Here is a 17,833-nt window from a genome sequence, read left to right as displayed (position 1 = left end):
ACTAATTAAAAATTTAGACTTACTTCTTTTTTGCTTTTTTATTACGCTCTTCTAAAAGCAATAAAGTCTGAGATGCAGGCTCATCAGGCGCGCAAGTATGATGCTTATCATCACCTTCCTGGGGGTCTTTGTAGCCAAGATTTACATCAAGAAGACGCTCAGCTTCCAATTCATCAATCTTTTCAGACAAAGCAATTTCAGAAATTAGAATACTGCGAGCGCGTGAAAGCATACGCTTTTCGCCAGCAGACAGACCATGCTCATCTACATCGCGTTGAGATAAATCACGCACAACTTCAGCAATATTGTTCACATCACCGGTGGCAATCTTCTCAACATTAAGCTTGTACCGCCTAGACCAATTCATTTCTTTTTCAATAATTGGAGTGCGCAAAATTTCAAAAACTTTTGCTACTTCTTGAGCCCCAACAATGTCACGTACGCCTACTTTTTTAACATTGTCTACTGGTACATTAATTTCCAAACCATCTGACGACAACACTACTAAGCGCAGATATTGACGAGTTACACCTTTTACAGTGCGCTCACTTATTTCTTCAACACGAGCTGCACCGTGACGAGGATAGACGACCATATCGCCGACTTGATATTCCAACAGAACCCTCCGTACGCACAGAAAAACTCATAACAGTTTCCCATAAGGGCAAGACTTGAAAAAACTTTCATAAATTTTTCACAATACTGCGAAACACACGCGACTTATAGCAATAAACCATGTATGATAGTCAACATGAGTACAGTTACTAACATCAATGAAGATGCAGTCGCAGTCCCAGTCCGTCAGGACGTATTAGCTGCGGTGAGCAATGCAGAGTATTACAATCCACATGAGGTTCTCGGCGGCCACCTTGGAACTGACAAAGGTGCTGACACTGTAACCGTCCGCGTTTTACGCCCAATGGCAAAGAAAGTAGTAATTCTCACCAAGAGCGGAGAATACGAAGCTAAGCATGAATATAATGGCATTTTTACCGCTGTTATTCCTGCAGTAAAGCATGCGAAAAGTAAAACTTGGTCTGTGCCAAGCTACCGCGTTCATACTGTAGAAATTGACGGCTCTGAATCAACAGACGATGACCCGTATCGCTATTTGCCTCAAGTTGGCGATCTTGATATGTACCTGTTCGGCGAAGGTCGTCATGAACGTCTTTGGGAAGCGTTAGGCGCGCATATTAAGACTATTACCGATTCTTGGGGTCTTGTTTCTCCTGAAACAGGTAAGATGGTAAAGAAAGTAACCGGCACTGCTTTTTCTGTTTGGGCGCCGAATGCTCGCGCAGTTCGAGTTGTTGGAAACTTTAATTACTGGAATGGCCGACGTCACGCAATGCGCTCCCTTGGATCTTCAGGAATTTGGGAACTTTTCATTCCAGGTGTTACAGCTGGCGAAGTATACAAGTATGAAATTCTTACGCAGTCTGGCAACTGGATTATGAAGGCCGATCCAATGGAACGCTCTCATGAAGTTCCACCAAATACTGGATCCATTGTTGTCGATTCTGAATTTAAGTGGCACGATACCGATTGGATGGATAAGCGTGCAAAAACTGATGCACACAATGGCCCAATAAGTATTTACGAAATACAAGCTAACAGTTGGAATCGCGATTTAGGTAATTATCGCGAGCTTGCTGACCACTTGGTTGACTACGTGCAAAAAGAAGGCTTTACTCACGTTGAGTTTATGCCTCTTACACAGTACCCATTCTCTGGATCTTGGGGCTACCAGGTTACAGGCTACTATGCTGTAGATTCTCGACTCGGCTCCCCTGATGACTTTAAGTACCTTGTAGATAAGCTTCACAAAGCAGGAATTGGTGTCATTATGGATTGGGTTCCTGCCCACTTCCCTAAGGATGACTTCGCTCTTGGTCGTTTCGACGGTACGGCACTTTATGAAGATCCTGATCCTATGCGAGGAGAACATCCTGATTGGGGTACTTATATCTTCAACTTTGGTCGCCACGAAGTTCGCAACTTCCTTGTTGCCAATGCTTGCTTCTGGTTGGATGAGTACCACGTTGACGCACTGCGCGTCGATGCAGTGTCTTCCATGCTTTACTTGGATTACAGTCGAGAAAATGGGCAGTGGAGACCAAATATTTACGGCGGTCGAGAAAACCTTGAAGCTATTGATTTCATTAAGGAAGCAAACGCTACTGCTTACAAGAATAATCCTGGCATCATGATGATTGCTGAGGAATCTACTGCTTATCAGGGAGTAACAGCACCAACCGATATGGGCGGCTTAGGCTTCGGCTTGAAGTGGAACATGGGTTGGATGCACGACACATTGCAATACCTTAAGGAAGAGCCAATTAATCGTCGCTGGCATCACAATGAGATTACCTTCTCTATGGTTTACGCGTATTCTGAACATTACGTGTTGCCATTAAGCCACGATGAAGTCGTATATGGCAAGGGTTCACTGCTTGGAAAGATGCCAGGAGATGAATGGCAACAGTTCGCAGGCTTGCGTGCTTTGCTTGCGTACCAGTGGTCTCACCCAGGCAAGAACTTGCTGTTTATGGGCGGTGAAATTGGACAGTCCAGCGAATGGAACTTCAATACTTCTCTTAACTGGAATGAATTGCAGTGGCCATTCCATCAAGGAGTGCAAAAGCTTGTTGCAGATTTGAACGCCTTGTATAAGAGTTCTAGAGCTTTCTGGAGTCAAGACTTTACTCCTGATGGTTTCCAGTGGCTTACAAGTGACGATTCCGACCACAACGCATTAAGCTACATGCGTATTGGCGATGACGGCGAAGAAATTGTTGTAGTAGTAAACTTCTCAGGTCAAGCTTGGCAAGACTACCAGGTTGCGTTGCCAAAGGGCGGCCAGTGGGAAGAGATACTCACAACCGATGACGCAAAGTATTGCGGTTCTGATATTCACAATGGCACATTTACTGCAGCTGCTGAAGAATATCATTCTCGCCCATACTCAGCAAGAATTACCGTTCCAGCGTTAGGTGCGGTATTCTTAAAGCCAGTACAACACTGAAAGGTTTATTAAAAAATATGCTAAATGCTCCATCGGTTAGCAACACGCTTCGTACCATTCTTGTGGTTGAAGATGAGCCAGATCTTGCTACAGCAATTGCACAACGCATTACTGCTCAAGGCTGGAGAGCTAGAGTTGCTGCTGATGGAGCATCTGCTGTTAGAGCGGCAGAACAGCTTAAACCTGATCTTATAATCATGGATATTATGCTTCCAATAATGGATGGCATTGAGGCTACGCGTAGGATTATTGCAAAAAGACCCGTCCCTATTCTTATGCTTACTGCTAGAGATGCAGAAGCAGATAAAATAGTCGGATTAAGCGCTGGCGCTGATGATTATATGACTAAGCCTTTTTCTCCTCGCGAATTAATTGCTCGTTGCGCAGCATTGCTTCGCCGAGTAGAAAGAGCTGCTCAAATAGCAAAAACCATGGAGAATGAGCGAACCCTTAATTTTGGAGCGCTTGTTATTAAACCTCGTCAACGCCAAGTAATGCTAAACGATGAGGAAGTGCATTTTACTCCTACTGAATTTGATTTACTTGCGACTTTTGCTAGACATCCACATAATGTTTTTAAGCGCGAAGAGCTACTAGAACAAGTATGGGATTGGCCAGATGCTTCCGGCACAAGAACTGTTGATTCTCACATTAAGTCACTTCGCCATAAGATTGGTTCAGAGTGGATTCGCACAGTTCACGGTATAGGTTACGCTTTTGAACCACCTATGAATGATTATGAGCAGGTACTTCAATCACAAGCTTCATAAAAATTACCCTAATTTAACACCACTTTTTACATAATTATTATGTAATTTTATATATAAATCATTAGTGCAAATCTAAAACTAATTAACTATTATGAAAAAACTTTTATTTAAGAAAAATACTTCTAACAAGGAAAAATCTAACAATATATCGAATCAAAATAAGCAAGAACACCGTTACCCAAATCGCCCAGTTGGATTTTTTTCATCTCTAAAAATTGAACTTTCTGCGATTATTGTGTTCGCAACTGCTATTGCATTCGTAATGGCATGGTTTTTGCTAAAAACAGGATTAAACGGATGGATTGCTATGCCATTAACACTGGTTGTTGCATTAGGAATCACTTACGTTTTTTCAAGAGGACTTACTGCTCCTCTTCGTCAAATGAAAGACGCTTCAGAAGCAATGGCAGACGGTGATTATTCCGTAAGAGTTGCTGTAGAAAATCGACGCGACGAAGTTGGTAAACTTACGCTTGCTTTTAACGAAATGGCCGAGGAACTTGAGCATGCTGATCAAATGAGACGCGAACTTATAGCAAACGTAAGCCATGAGTTGCGCACTCCAGTATCTGCTTTGCAAGCGATGCTTGAAAATCTTGCAGATGGGGTTGTTGAACCTACTGAGTCCAATATGGAAGCTATTTTGAACCAAACACACAGATTAGCGGATCTTATTGCTTTTCTTCTTGACCTATCTAGGGTTGAAGCAGGGGCTGAAAGCCTTAATATTACGTCATTTAATTTTGCGGATTTTATTGATGAAATTATTGAGCCTCTTGAAATAGCTGACGCTGGTCATAATCATGAAATTAGCATTCAGATTGAAAATGGTATTGAATTAACAGGAGACCAAGACCGTCTTTCACAATTGTTTACTAACGTTATTTCCAACGCGCTTAAACATTCAAACGACGGAACTCGTGTGTTAATTAGCGCTCATATTAATCATCTGCAGAATACTGTTGTAAGCAACGTAGTTAATTTTGGTAATCAAATTCCTGTAGAAGATCGAGCTGATATTTTCCGTAGATTTGTTAAGGGAAATAAAAGAATTGGTACTGAGTCTGGCGGAACTGGATTAGGTTTGTCAATTGCTCGTTGGGCAGCTGGACTACATAATGGCACTGTTAAGGTAGTAGATGACAAGCGCGGCCCTAATTTCGAAATAACACTTCCTCTAAACTACAATAAAGCGCAATAATTCAAAGAAATCAGCTATTTATAGTCTTCTGTGCCATCCCCAGAGCTACTAACGCATGCTAAGGAAAATCCAGATATAACGCTTACTTTAGCTTTCTGCAATGCATAAACGCAGCTGCTCATTGTGGAACCCGTTGTAACAATATCGTCTATAATAATTGCCTCATGCTTTAAATTGCGATTATTTGATTGTTTTTTTAGCTTGCGATAATTAACACAAAAGGCATGCGAAGCTCTTTTAGACCTACCTCTAGATCCACTAGTTTGAACTGATTTTGAACTAATACTTGAATCCATGCGAACAATATTCGCAACCTTAGCTTCAATACCTTCGTTACACAATTTTTCAGCAACAATATTAGCAATTGGAATAATGTGACGACGTCCGCGACGCCTTGTAGACGAAGATGAAGACGGCATAGGAACTACCAATATTGGCCCATTACTATTAAAACTATTCTTTGAAGAGTTGTCTTTAATATTATTTCTAAAAACTTTTAATACAAGATTTGCAATAAGTAAGCCAAATATTTTGTCACATGCTGTATCTGCATGATCTTTCCACTGCAATATTGCGCGTCTAACAACACCCGAATAATCTCCGCAAGAATAACGATAACCAAAAGTCATGGAATTAAATTGAGCACGCTTGTTATGTTGAAAAGCGTCAACGCAATTTTCGCACAATACTAAATCAGGAGTATCGCAACCGGCACAGCCTCTTGGAAGTATCATATTATACAAAATAATTATTAAATTTAGCCAGCCGATTGAAGAATATACCTTTTCGCCAGCATTATTATTGCAAGATGCGCTATTGCAATATTTGCACAAAGATGCAGATGCGTGACATGCAACTCCCCTATTGCATGCCACGCTTTTAGCCTGCATCTTATTGTGGCTTATTTCATTGCGTCTCCCAGCCATAATGTAAGCATAAAATAGAATTATTTAACTATAAAAATAAAAAATGCCATTGTGGTTAAAAGCTATTTATTAAATATTTAAACCTAAGCACTTAAATAATTAAGAACTTTAGTGCAAAGAGTTAAAGTATTTTCAGGATTTTTAACGCGCACGGCTAAAGCTCCGGTAAAAGCGGTTGGATAATCGTTACCGCCTGGTTCCATATGATCTCCAATAAAAGTAATTTTTTTAATAGAAAAATCACAATATTTAGCTAATGTGAGTAATGCTTGAGCTTTATCATCGCCTCGCCTATACACGTCTACGCTCGTATCTCCTCCTTGACGAACCGCAAAATTCGGAAGCGATTGAGAAATTCTTTTAGCAAGCTGAGATTTTAGTTTTCCTTCTGGATCCCACGCTTTCTTATATTCAACTGGAGCAAGCTGACCCAATGCAGAAAAAGTTATTTGACTACCACGATTTTCAATTTGCTCTCCCCAAAGCATTGAATCTCCAGAAGCCTTCCACAACCCCATGCTTTCAGCACACTCCCGTATTACGGAAATAACATGTTCCGCTTGATTTGGATCAATTTTATGCTCATAAACACATTTCAAAGACTGTTTATTGTCGATTCTGTAATAGCTAGTGCCATTAGTAGGCATAATATGAAGATTTTCGAGATTAGTTCCTTCAGTAAGCATGTCTAGTATTTGACTTTTAACTAAAGATAATCTTCCGCCTGTAATAATAGCAACAGGAATTAAATCAACAATTTTACTAAAAGTCTCTGCCATTGAAACGAGCATAGGTTTCTTGGAACAAGCCAATGTGTTATCTAAATCAAAACCAATAAGAGAAGATTGGGCAATACTTAAGCCAAGATTTAACTCATTGCAATCATGCACTATTGGCTTAAGCATTCAGATTACTCCTAACTTTTAATACTATATAACAGTATCCTATATTGTGCTTATATTGCACACACCGTAAAAATAAAATTAATAATTAAGATTGCCCTAGCCTTCACCTACAGTGTAAGTATGACAGGTGTAATTTGGGAGGAACGTCGCTATAGAAACCGCCACGGGCGAGGCTTACGCGCACCAATATTTGGCACTAGGCTTCCACAATACCGTACTGCTAGCGCAATGTTTGATTCCATGGTAGCTGCACAAATTCGACGCCTTAATGGAGCTTGGAAGGCTCTTACAAAAGATGTTCAATTTGCTGTAGAAGATGTTCCACCATCTCAACCAATACTGTGGGAACATAATAGGCGCATTATGTCTCAAGCATTCCCTGCAAGTAGAGGAATGCAAGCTAGAATTGTATTGTATCGTCTTCCCCTATGCACTCATGTAACAAGCAGACTAGAGCTTCAATACGCTATTAGAGATGAGCTTGTGCAACGTTTAGCTGAATTATATGGGCGCAGGCCAGAAGAAATTGACCCTGATTGGGGAATATAATTATAGCTTATTGCACAATGTGATTGTCGCTATTAACATGCACCTGAGCTTGTTGCGGCTCCAATGATTGAGAAGCAAGCCAAGCAATACCAGCAACATCAGCTTTGTCTAAATCATCTTTACGAATTCTTGCAGACAGAGAAATATTTTTGCTTGATTTAACAGTAAACATTACGGCATTATGAGATATGTCTGATGCTGGAACGGTAACTACAGAATGTGCAGGAACGCTAACACGTTTCATTCCAGATGCGCCAACTGCTTGTAAGAATACTGAAGAATCAGAATCACTTGTTGAAGCAATATATAAAGTCGTTTCTTCAGCGCTTACAGGAGAAACAATTGCGCTAATTCCTTGAGAACGAGATGCGCTAATAAAAGCAATATCTGATTGGACATCTTTACCATCTCGAGAAACAGACATCATTGCAGACGTTTTAACAGAGCCGGTAATACTTAAAGCATGAACTTTTTCTGGAACTTTTCCAAGATCAATAACTTGCAAATTATGAGATTTTACAGATAAATCTTTTACTGTTTGAGCTCCAGAATCATTCATCCAAGAAATAGTCACTTTACCGTCTTTATCTGGCCACACATATGCTTTTGCTTGTTCTGACTCATTAATTCCAGACAAAACAGTTTCGTAAGACATAGCGCTTAAAGCTCGAATAATATCAACACCTTTCACTGTAAGTCCGCTCATATGAACCACTTTTACAAAAGCAGCAATAGGTGTTTGCTCACTTTCTACTTGAACGTACAATCCAGAAGATTTAGGCGCTGCAGCAGAAAGATCAAAATACGCGTGAGAGTGAGCTGGAACAGTAAAAGCACTTCCAGTAGATAGATTAATAGGATTACTTCCACGCTTAGCAGACCAAGCTCGCACACGCACTACTGTTGGTTTTGAAGCAGGATTAAAAGCCTCTAAACGAATAGAAACACCTTCACCTGACTCTGGAACCAAGAAAGTCTGTTTCATGGTAGGAATAGAGCAAGTTGTTGCGGACAATCCGCGAACATCACCTTTAGTTGCCCAAGATGCCATTGATGCCGCTATTCCTGTGCCAGAAGCAATGTTAGATAAACGCCCTTCTAAAACTTGCGCATCGTGATTTACATCTCCATCATAAGTAAGAGATGAAGTTCCGTCATTATTTAATTTTTTACTTAACAAAGTCGATTCGTCATTAGTATCACGAATATTGTGCACACTAGCACGATACACGTCACCAAAAGTCGAGTATCTAGCAGAAGATTGCAAGTCTCCTTCTGATTCGTTGTATTGGCTATCTCCGTATTGCGCCAAATCAGGTAGCGATAATCTAATAGGACATACAGATTGCAAGCGGCTAACACCAACACTGTGAGAAACACTACTAGTTGGAGCATTAGCATTATCTACAAAATTAGGCATAGTGCAACACAATGCAACAACACAAGCAACTACTAAAAGGAATATTGCGCTAAATGTTGCAAGAGCAGCAACGCCAATCATTTTATTATGTTGCTTAATTTCTGATTGCGCAGGCACTTCACCATGCTTTGAACTATCATGAGGATTTTTACGCCAACTCATCTAATTCCTCCTCATGCAAATCGTCAGAGCGCTCAATCATATTATGTCGCCCAAAACGAGGAACAGCTACCAAGCAATATACTAGCAATACGATTGCAGTGGACACTACCCAAGGTATTCTCCAAGTTAATGGCCTAGAACGATAATATGGGGATGTTTCTGAAAGCGACTTAGAATCTGGCATGCCATCAAACCTGCAATAAGTTCCTTGAGGCATAGATACTACTAATTGTGTGCTTTCAGATGCGTTTACATGCGCAATAAGACTATCCGTAGCTTCTTTATTTACCTTGCTTGGCTGAGGCTTGGAAGAAGGCTGAAGCAACTGCTGTATTGACATTTTTGATTCTGAAATTATTTTATGATTAACAGAATCTCCAACAATATAAATACCGCCAATACCTAACTGCTTTAGCGTTTCAATTGCACTATTATCTGCATGAGATAATAGTTGAGCTGCAGCACGAGATATTGCTTTGTTGCTTTGAGAATTTCCAAATATTACTTGTCGTACACGAAGAGCTGGAGATTGATCAATAGAATCTCCTTTAGAAGTGCGCATAACAGCAATAGATAGCTCATGATTATCTTGTGCACGCAAAGCAAGTATGCGATGAGTATCATCCTTACGCAAGTAATCAGTTACAACCATAGGTAGGCCATTACTACTTGCAGAGATTGATGTTGCCGGACCGTTTAATACCGTAAAAAGACCCAAAAGAACAGCCATAGCTAACATTCCACTTGCCAAAGCAGCACGAGCAATACGAATTACGTGACGTATAAAACGCTGTGCAGATCTGCGCATTGCGGCGCGCCTATCTGTACGAGTCTTATATTTTTCAGTAGATTTATAATCTTTATTCTTAGAAGCACGCAAAGGCTCAAAACGTCTAACAGCTTGGCCAGCAACCATGCACATGCATGCCAAAACACCAACAGTAGATAATGCGACGCCTGGCAAAACACTTGCAGCAACAGGGCCATTAATATCAGACGCAACAGCAATACGCTCAGCAACTAGAGCCAACGTCATTCCGCTAATAATCACAACCCACATCATTCTAGAAACACGCAGAGCAAACGGAAGAACTAAAGATGCCACAGCCATAAATACTGCGAGAACAGCAAAAATCAGCATAATTATTGTTCGCAAGCTAAGCAATGGAGTGCTAATAGCAAAATGCGCAGAAGTCATATTGAAAGCTTGAAGAAGAACATCAATATAACCTTGAGCACGAGGAGCACCCTGTATGCTCCTTAACGGAACAGACATGCTGGAGAACAATTGACGCCACATGCCCGATTCTCCGTATCGAATAGCACTGCCTATTGTTGGAAGCAGTATCATAATCGACGGAATTGGCATAAGTAAAAACATAATCCTATGCGAACGCACCATAACAAATGACGCAATGAAAATAACAACAAGAGGCAAAACAAGTTGAGGTTCTGCAGCAACAGGAATCATAAAGCTTAGTGCAGCAAATGCAGCGCATTGAACAGAAGGCACAGGACGAACAGGATCTTCTGTTACGTACATTCCAACAGCATGGAAAGCAAACGCAAATGCTGCAGGCAAAAATACCATCGTCATTAGCATTGGCAAATCGCCGCGAGCAAATAAACCAAAGGCCATTGCAATCATAGTCCAGCAAATTCCAGCACAAACACGCACAGTGTCGGAACGTGTAAACACGCCTGCCAATGCCCAGAAGCTCAAACACATCGCTGGAGCGGCTAAGAAGAACATTAGTGTAATAGCAAGTAGCGGGTTTGCACCAACTAATACTGAAGAGAATAGCCAAATACTAAGCCACGGAGAAGGAGGAATAGCAGGGCCAAAGCCATCATCAGGAACCCATGATCCAATTGCAGCATTCCATAATTGATTAAAATCAGCACCTGTAGGAAGCCATTGCTGAGAATACCAGGATGCTCCACCTAAAATGTCACGCCAAGGAGAACCATATAAATGCAATATAACTGCGAAAAGCAAAAGCGACGCAAGAATAACGGCACTCCAACGTCTTAATACACGATCATGCAAATGACGTCTTGCTAAAGGACTTAATAACACACAATGCTGCTGCGCTTTGAACGCTGCACTACGATCTTTCCATCGTGCAACTTGACGCCGGTCTGCGATTAGTTGTGTAAGTTTTTTAAGAGGAACACGAGTGTTTCTGGCTACTCTCCTACGAGCAAACATGGCACGCGGGAACTGAATAAGAGCAAGCCATGGCAAAATAAGACGCACCCAAGCAGCGTAAGGATGTTTAGCAAGCAAGGAGCGTAAAGCACCGACTAACGCCACCGGTAAACTAAAAATCCACATAAATGGCCATAAAATCATACGTACATCAGTGTATTTGTAACGCTGATTGGCAATAAGCGAAGGAGCTACACCATGTCTAAGTCCGGATTTTTCTTCCGTCCTAGCCTCGCCGCCGCGAGTACGCAAACCCTCTAAACGAGCTCGTCTGTGAGCAATACGAGCAGAGGGAACTACAACTACTCTCCCGCCAGATAAAGATACTCGACGACAAAAATCTCTAGATTCACCAAAAGTTGTCATCCATGGTTGCGTGCCACGCAAAGTCTGCCACGCTGTCAATGTAACTAAAGCTCCAGCTAAAGATACTGCGTATACATCTCCACGACCGTCATACTGTTCTTGATCCGGTTCACCGTCAACGGTAAGAGTGTGAACGCTGTGATGCCAAGCATACATTCCAACATTGTGAAGAATATTTCCTTGCCAATCAATCTGTTTTGCGCCTAATACAGAAGCAGTAGGATTATTTCTCCAAGTTTCTCTTAATGCTTCCAAACAGTGCGAATCAGCCGGGCGAGAATCGTCATGAAGAAGCCACAATGCCGAAATTCCTTTGCATGGCATAAGCTTACGCAATGATTTCTCAATAGCATCACCAAAAGAGTGGGCAGAGGAAACAGGAATAATAACTACTCGAACTGTTTTTAATTCTAAATCGTTATTGTGTTGAATATTTGCCCTATATTTAGCGTCTCTATTATTGGCTTTGAATTTACTATTAGGATCAAGTAAATATCTATTAGATTTATTAGAAGTTGGAAGAACATTTCCTGAAAGCACGTTTGAGTCAATTTGTACTTCCATTGTTGTTTGCATAACCTGCTTAACTCTACTAGCGCAATCAACAATAACAAGAGTTCCTGGAAGAACTGACTGATTTAATACAGCTTTTAAAGTATCTTCATAAAATCTTGTGTCACGCTCAACACACATCATCGCCATTATTGAAGAATCTACATCAGTAGGACGCGATGATTTTGCAGCAGAAAGAACTCGCAAAACTTCGTCTTCAAATGTACATGTATGAGCGGTTAGTAAATCCATAGTTACCAGTTTACGCAAGGGGTAGGTATCCAGCAAAACACGCCATAAATATATAGACACAATATTCAGGTTAAATCTCAATACTTTGTACTATAGTTAGCCTCTATATGTGTTCTTTCATGTACCACTTTATTTCTGAGTGAACACAGATAAAAATTACGTAATATAAAAGGCTTTTATTATTGTGAAAGAAGGTACCATGGTGACTTCACGATATCCTGAAGGCATGCGGTACCAGCGCAACTATGATTGGAATCGCGCAGTCCCACACCATAGTCTTGGCTACAAAGTTGTAAACCACGCTCGCACAATACTGTGCATGATTATTGTTTTTATACTTACTTTCTTCTCAACTATTCTTGCAGCTACTTGGTTAGATTTTTCTTCAACTGTTAGCAATCGAGTTATAAACATCATTAGCGAAGATAGTCAAGCACACCAAGTTATTGACGCAAATGCTGGAAAGCCTGTAACATTCCTAGTTCTTGGTCAAGATTCACGAGATGGAAATAATCAGAGTTTTACGCACGATGGAGAAACAGGCGATCATCAATCTGACACAACAATGGTAGTTCAGATTAGTGCAGATAGATCCTATATGAATATTGTTTCTATTCCGCGCGATTCTATGGTAAACGCCCCTGCTTGCGATACCACTAACGGAAAAATTCCTGCACGCAAGCACGTAATGTTCAACTCCATTTTTGCTATCGGATACGCGCAGGGAGGAGATTTAGCTTCGGCAGCATCCTGCTCACTAAAAGCAGTAAATTCTTTAACTGGCTTGAATATTCATCACTTTATTGTTGCTGACTTTAGCGGATTAAGTAATATGATTGACGCTATTGGCGGTGTTTCATTGTGCATTCCAAGCGACACTCGTGACGCTTATACGGGAGTGAACTTTAAGCAGGGTATGCAGCATTTAAACGGCAGGCTTGCTACACAATATGCTCGAATGAGGCACGATACTGCAAGCGACGGTTCGGATATTATGCGCACAACAAGGCAGCAGTATTTAATCAAACAGCTTATGCATCAAGCTTTATCTAAGAATCTATTAACTCAAAGTGGCGAATTGTATCAGCTAGCTAAATCCGCTTTAAGTGCATTAAATATTAGCGAAGGATTATCTAATCCAAGTACGCTTGTTGGTCTTGCTTTAAGTATGCGCAAATTAGATACTTCTCATATTTATGCTCGAACTATTCCTGTTGTTCCTGATTCTTACGACCCGAATAGAGTTGTGTGGTCTGACGAGGCGGATGACATTTGGGAAAAGATGCGAGAAAATAAACCTTTGACACTAAAACAGCAGTACGTAAAAAATGATAAAAAGCGTACTAAAAATTCGTCAAAGGATTCTACTAGCAACGAAGATATAAGCGAAAACGATAAGTTAAATAACTCTCCTGAACATAAGAAGCCTGCTGGAAAAATTAATCCAAAAACTGGATTAGTAAAGAACGAGCAAGGACAGCTTATAGATCCAAATACTGGAGGAATAGTAAATCCTGAAAATGGTACTATTCACGATGCTCAAACTGGACAGTATGTTGGTATTGCAGACAAGTATGTTAATAACGTTTTATGTGCTGTTCCTCGTGGAAAATAGTTAAGTTTTTAGAAAATAAATATTTCTGAAAGCACATGTTGGCTTCACAATATGGTTTTAATAAAATAGATTAAAGCATTTGGAGGATGCATGGATTCGCAACTGCACAGGGATTATTCAGAAAGCGGAGATAATCCGCCTAGCTTCACCCCTTCGCACAATAACGACTCATCACATGCGAATATTCCACCAAGTTTTACACCAAAACGAGGAAGAAAAGCAAAAAAATCTCCTGATGCAACAATATCTAAATCTAAGCCATCTGCAAAATCCTTTGCACCATCTTTTACCCCAGAATCTGCTCCATCATTTGCACCATCTTTTACTCCGGCAGGTTCTAGGAAGCGCATAGCACAAGCTTCAACTAGGCAAGCAAACAGAACAGCTACATATGCACAATCTAAAAACGAAATTCGCCCGCAGAAAATAAGACAATCTTTATATCAACGTGCAAAAGTTGAGTCTGCGCAAAACGTTAACGAAAATATTTCTGCAGCAATAAAGGACCGAGAACACAAACCACACCTCTTTTTGAAAACATTTATTGCGCTTATTGCTATTATTGCAATATCTTGCGTCGGTTTAGGAGCATACTCATGGAATTGGGTTGATTCTCACATAAATCGCACTACTTGGCTTACCAATACTCCAAGCACTCAAGGAACTTCATGGCTTATACTTGGTTCTGATCAGCGAGAAGGCGAAGAAGCTAAAGAAATAACCGGTTTTAGAACCGACACTATTCTTGTATTAACTAAACCATCTAATGGAAACAGCTCACTAATTTCTATTCCTAGAGATTCATTAGTGTCTGTTAATGGAGAAAAAGTTAAGATCAATAGCGTTGCACAGTTTGCTGGAAACAAAGCGCTTACTTCGATTGTTGAAAAGATTACAGGACACCGTATTGACCATGTTGCAGAAGTACGTTTTGGAGGCTTAACTAATGTTGTTGATGCCATTGACGGCATTGACTTATGCTACAACAGAACTGTAAACGATAGATTTAGCGGATTAAATTGGACTGCTGGGTGTCATCATGCTGATGGAAAAACAGCTCTTGCTTTTTCGCGTATGCGATACGCTGACCCTGAGTCTGATTTTGGTCGCGCCGCCCGACAGCGCATGGTTATTGCCGCTATCATGAAAAAAGCTTTAGACAAAAAGACCATCACTAATTTTGGTAAGGTAAAAAAGCTTGCCGAAACTGGCCTTTCATCCGTTCTTTTTGACGAAAAATCAAACCCTGGTAGCCTATGGCAGATGGCTCAAGCTTTTAAGGAAGCCACAAGTGCAAAAGGCATAACCGGCACAGTTTATTGGACTAATCCTGATTATCAAGTTCCAGGAGTCGGATCTTGCGTTCTGCTAGATGATGCTAAAAATCTTGAATTATTTAATCAGCTTGCAGAAGGCACGCATAAACCTGGAGCTGTTGGACCTCTTGCAGAATTACAGCAGTAAAATTTGCATAATTTAGTTACAAAGCTTTTAACCACAATCTTAAACAAGTCTTGAAAGTTGTTACTAAACGCTGACATCATACTTTTATGATTAGCGAAACTAACACAACAATGACTACAAGCAAAGTTCTGCTATACGTGCAAATGGCAGCAAGCATAGTACCAATATTCGCTCATATTGCATTACTAATAATGGCTTGGATTCAGAATAATTGGATGATGCTAGCGATGATTATACCTAGCATCATGATGTATATTGCAAGCCTAGTTCCGCAAATATTGCAATACATAAATCAGAAACAATACGAGCAGAAAATTCAGAATACTCAACAATCTAATAGCGAATCACAACTTTCGAACATTCATGAAAGTAATGTTATTTACGGGCAAAAATATGTAGAAAACTTGCCAGATACGCTTACTCCAGTTAGTTTGGAAACGCTTCTTATGACGAGATCAGATAGCTCAAGCACGCAACTGCCATGGAAAACTGTTTTGCATGAATGGTTAAAACATTCAGATACTGATTTATTAAATTTTGATTATAAATCAAACTCTTATGTGCGAAAACTTACACAAACTAAATCAACAAAAAACCAGCTTATTGCTCCATTAGGAATTGGCTACAACGGCTACTGCTACATAGATTTAATAAGTAACGGTCCGCATGCTTTAGTAGCAGGAACTACAGGATCTGGAAAATCCGTATTGCTAACAACATGGTGTTTAGCTTTAGCGTTTCAATATTCTCCACAACAATTACGTTTCGTTTTCCTAGATTTCAAAGGAGGAGCAACTTTCGACATACTCTCTAAACTTCCTCACTCTATGGGAAATGTTGGTGACTTAAATTTGCGCCACGCAACAAGAGCTTTACGAGGTCTTGAGTTGGAATTAGACCGTCGAGAGCGTCTTGTGTCCATGCAAGGATGCCATAATATTTCGCAAGTTACTCCGTCTGAACCTTCACTACTTATTGTTATTGACGAATTTCACGCATTAAAAGATCAGCTTCCAGACTACATGCCACGACTTATTCGCATAGCATCGGTAGGCAGGTCTCTTGGGATGCATATTATTGCCGGAACTCAAAATCCTCTTGGACAAGTAAGCGCAGATATGAAAGCTAATATTTCTATTAATATTTGTTTAAGAGTTAGAGACTCGCTTCAATCTCAAGAATTATTAGGAACTTCTCATGCTGCAAAAATTAGCCCGAATACTCCTGGAAGCGCATATTACAATATTGGAGAAGGAGTAGAAGCTTTACGATGCGCACAAAGTCGTAACGCAAAACGTTTAGTTAAAGCAATACAATTTGCCGGTAAATTCTGCTATTTAGAACACTCTAAAACATTATTCAGCGCTCCTCTACCGTCAATACTTTCTTCAAAACAACTTGAAAACTACAAGTATGAAAATTACGAAAATAAATATTTTGCTAAAAAAATTAATCAAGAAGGTGTAGATTCTTCAGCAAGCGACGAATCAGTTGTTATTGGATTGCAGGATGACAGTATTAACCTATTTGAAGCAAAAATACCTTTGAACCTTGGAAATATTGCTATTATTGGCGGCAGACAGCAGGGCAAAAGCACAATATTGCGCATAATATCGCAAAAATTACAAACGCAAGTATATTCAGCAAACGAAATAACAGCTCAAGAAGCTGATTATATTCGAGACACTACTAAGCCTGTGCTAATAGATGATGCAGATGAACTACTTGATCCGCTTAATACTAAAGTAGCGGCTATTTCATTGCAAAACAGATTGCACAGCTTAGGTGCGCCTGTAATTCTAAGCGCTCAAAGCGCACGCTATTTGCGATTGCCAGAACAGGCTCCAGTTAGAATAATTTTCCCAACTGGAGATATTGGTACGGATGCATTGCTTGGCATACCTTCTGCATTGTCTAAAACCTTTAGCATTGAAGATTATCAGCTTCCAGGAAGATGCGTTCTTGTTACTCCAGGAACCGCAAATTTGACCCAAATAGCACTCCCCAACTAAAAGAAAAAATAAAAATTTTTAATAAAGATGCAAAATACCTTGAAAAAACTTCTTATTCATGATTTCCTTACATTCAGGGGTACTTCTAAGACTCACCGCTTTGGTTAAGAAATGAGGATTAGTCATGAGCAATGTGTTTGATTGGCGTTTGGCAGCTGCATGCCGTGATAAAGATCCTGAACTGTTCTTCCCTCTTGGCAATGCTGGCATGGCATTACAGCAGCTCGAAGAAGCAAAAGCTGTATGCCGTTCGTGCAATGTTGCAACAGAATGCTTAAAATGCGCGTTGGAAACGAACCAAGATTACGGCGTTTGGGGCGGCTTAAGCGAAGACGAGCGCAGAACGCTAAAACGTCGCGCTTTGAGAGCACGCAGGCATCAAGACTCAGAGTTGTAGTCTTT

Annotated in this window: 13 protein-coding genes; 8 read left to right on the top strand and 5 right to left on the bottom strand. The window is 40.4% G+C overall.

From position 1 onward, the window contains the following. Nucleotides 1-19: 19 nt before the first annotated feature. A complete protein-coding gene (locus HXT35_RS00105; RefSeq protein ID WP_004127948.1) occupies nt 20-616 on the bottom strand; it encodes a CarD family transcriptional regulator in 597 nt (198 codons plus the stop codon). Nucleotides 617-751: 135 nt separating this feature from the next. Here HXT35_RS00105 and glgB point away from each other — a divergent pair, with 135 nt between their 5' ends. The 3 genes from glgB (at nt 752) to HXT35_RS00090 (ending at nt 4,996) form a co-directional block, all read left to right on the top strand. Further along, nucleotides 752-3,025 carry a 1,4-alpha-glucan branching protein GlgB gene (gene glgB / locus HXT35_RS00100; protein WP_004127946.1) on the top strand — a complete coding sequence of 758 codons (2,274 nt, stop codon included), beginning with the start codon at nt 752-754 and terminating at the stop codon, nt 3,023-3,025. Between the two features lie 17 nt (nt 3,026-3,042). Next, entirely contained in the window at nt 3,043-3,795 is a 753-nt protein-coding gene (locus tag HXT35_RS00095) for a response regulator transcription factor (RefSeq protein ID WP_004127943.1), read from the top strand. Nucleotides 3,796-3,886: 91 nt separating this feature from the next. Continuing rightward, nucleotides 3,887-4,996 (top strand): sensor histidine kinase, encoded by a 1,110-nt coding sequence (locus tag HXT35_RS00090; RefSeq protein WP_004127940.1) that lies wholly within the window; start codon nt 3,887-3,889, stop codon nt 4,994-4,996. 14 nt (nt 4,997-5,010) lie between these two features. Here HXT35_RS00090 and HXT35_RS00085 read toward each other — a convergent pair whose 3' ends face one another. Continuing rightward, a complete protein-coding gene (locus HXT35_RS00085; RefSeq protein WP_421777720.1) occupies nt 5,011-5,886 on the bottom strand; it encodes a ComF family protein in 876 nt (291 codons plus the stop codon). A gap of 119 nt (nt 5,887-6,005) precedes the next feature. After that, on the bottom strand, nt 6,006-6,827 hold the full coding sequence (locus HXT35_RS00080) for an HAD-IIB family hydrolase (protein WP_004128241.1): 822 nt from the start codon (nt 6,825-6,827) through the stop codon (nt 6,006-6,008). A 120-nt stretch (nt 6,828-6,947) separates the two neighbouring features. On the opposite strand from HXT35_RS00080, the gene HXT35_RS00075 reads away from it, so the two are divergent. After that, nucleotides 6,948-7,376 (top strand): metallopeptidase family protein, encoded by a 429-nt coding sequence (locus HXT35_RS00075; RefSeq protein ID WP_004128242.1) that lies wholly within the window; start codon nt 6,948-6,950, stop codon nt 7,374-7,376. 7 nt (nt 7,377-7,383) lie between these two features. Here the strand turns inward: HXT35_RS00075 and HXT35_RS00070 are convergent, their stop codons facing one another. Further along, on the bottom strand, nt 7,384-8,958 hold the full coding sequence (locus HXT35_RS00070) for a DUF5719 family protein (protein ID WP_004128251.1): 1,575 nt from the start codon (nt 8,956-8,958) through the stop codon (nt 7,384-7,386). Further along, nucleotides 8,945-12,340: a glycosyltransferase family 2 protein gene (locus HXT35_RS00065; RefSeq protein ID WP_421777661.1), complete on the bottom strand. Its 3,396-nt coding sequence runs from the start codon at nt 12,338-12,340 to the stop codon at nt 8,945-8,947. The genes HXT35_RS00070 and HXT35_RS00065 overlap by 14 nt, the downstream gene beginning before the upstream one ends. A 199-nt stretch (nt 12,341-12,539) precedes the next feature. On the opposite strand from HXT35_RS00065, the gene HXT35_RS00060 reads away from it, so the two are divergent. The 4 genes from HXT35_RS00060 to HXT35_RS00045 all read left to right on the top strand — a co-directional run bounded on the left by HXT35_RS00060 (nt 12,540) and on the right by HXT35_RS00045 (nt 17,828). Beyond that, the gene (locus HXT35_RS00060; RefSeq protein ID WP_004128257.1) at nt 12,540-13,955 is read left to right on the top strand and encodes an LCP family protein; all 1,416 of its coding nucleotides are present in this window, start codon (nt 12,540-12,542) and stop codon (nt 13,953-13,955) included. A gap of 90 nt (nt 13,956-14,045) precedes the next feature. Continuing rightward, a complete protein-coding gene (locus HXT35_RS00055) occupies nt 14,046-15,419 on the top strand; it encodes an LCP family protein (RefSeq protein ID WP_004128260.1) in 1,374 nt (457 codons plus the stop codon). 110 nt (nt 15,420-15,529) lie between these two features. Next, nucleotides 15,530-17,431, top strand: coding sequence for an FtsK/SpoIIIE domain-containing protein (locus HXT35_RS00050; protein ID WP_230455187.1), 1,902 nt, complete (start codon nt 15,530-15,532; stop codon nt 17,429-17,431). A gap of 124 nt (nt 17,432-17,555) precedes the next feature. After that, complete coding sequence (locus HXT35_RS00045; protein WP_004128264.1) at nt 17,556-17,828, top strand: WhiB family transcriptional regulator; 273 nt, start codon at nt 17,556-17,558, stop codon at nt 17,826-17,828. The last annotated feature ends 5 nt before the right edge of the window (nt 17,829-17,833 follow it).

This window comes from Gardnerella sp. DNF01141, assembly GCF_049244255.1.
Taxonomy (GTDB): domain Bacteria; phylum Actinomycetota; class Actinomycetes; order Actinomycetales; family Bifidobacteriaceae; genus Bifidobacterium; species Bifidobacterium vaginale_E.
Note: the sequence above shows the minus strand (reverse complement) of the source record. Positions and strands in the feature narration are given on the sequence as shown.

Coding starts and splice junctions, on each gene's coding strand:
- HXT35_RS00095 (WP_004127943.1), top strand. CDS start 3,043: ATGCTAAATGCTCCATCGGTTAGCAACACGCTTCGTACCATTCTTGTG.
- HXT35_RS00075 (WP_004128242.1), top strand. CDS start 6,948: ATGACAGGTGTAATTTGGGAGGAACGTCGCTATAGAAACCGCCACGGG.
- glgB (WP_004127946.1), top strand. CDS start 752: ATGAGTACAGTTACTAACATCAATGAAGATGCAGTCGCAGTCCCAGTC.
- HXT35_RS00065 (WP_421777661.1), bottom strand. CDS start 12,340: ATGGATTTACTAACCGCTCATACATGTACATTTGAAGACGAAGTTTTG.
- HXT35_RS00070 (WP_004128251.1), bottom strand. CDS start 8,958: ATGAGTTGGCGTAAAAATCCTCATGATAGTTCAAAGCATGGTGAAGTG.
- HXT35_RS00090 (WP_004127940.1), top strand. CDS start 3,887: ATGAAAAAACTTTTATTTAAGAAAAATACTTCTAACAAGGAAAAATCT.
- HXT35_RS00060 (WP_004128257.1), top strand. CDS start 12,540: ATGGTGACTTCACGATATCCTGAAGGCATGCGGTACCAGCGCAACTAT.
- HXT35_RS00045 (WP_004128264.1), top strand. CDS start 17,556: ATGAGCAATGTGTTTGATTGGCGTTTGGCAGCTGCATGCCGTGATAAA.
- HXT35_RS00050 (WP_230455187.1), top strand. CDS start 15,530: ATGACTACAAGCAAAGTTCTGCTATACGTGCAAATGGCAGCAAGCATA.
- HXT35_RS00080 (WP_004128241.1), bottom strand. CDS start 6,827: ATGCTTAAGCCAATAGTGCATGATTGCAATGAGTTAAATCTTGGCTTA.
- HXT35_RS00055 (WP_004128260.1), top strand. CDS start 14,046: ATGGATTCGCAACTGCACAGGGATTATTCAGAAAGCGGAGATAATCCG.
- HXT35_RS00085 (WP_421777720.1), bottom strand. CDS start 5,886: ATGCAGGCTAAAAGCGTGGCATGCAATAGGGGAGTTGCATGTCACGCA.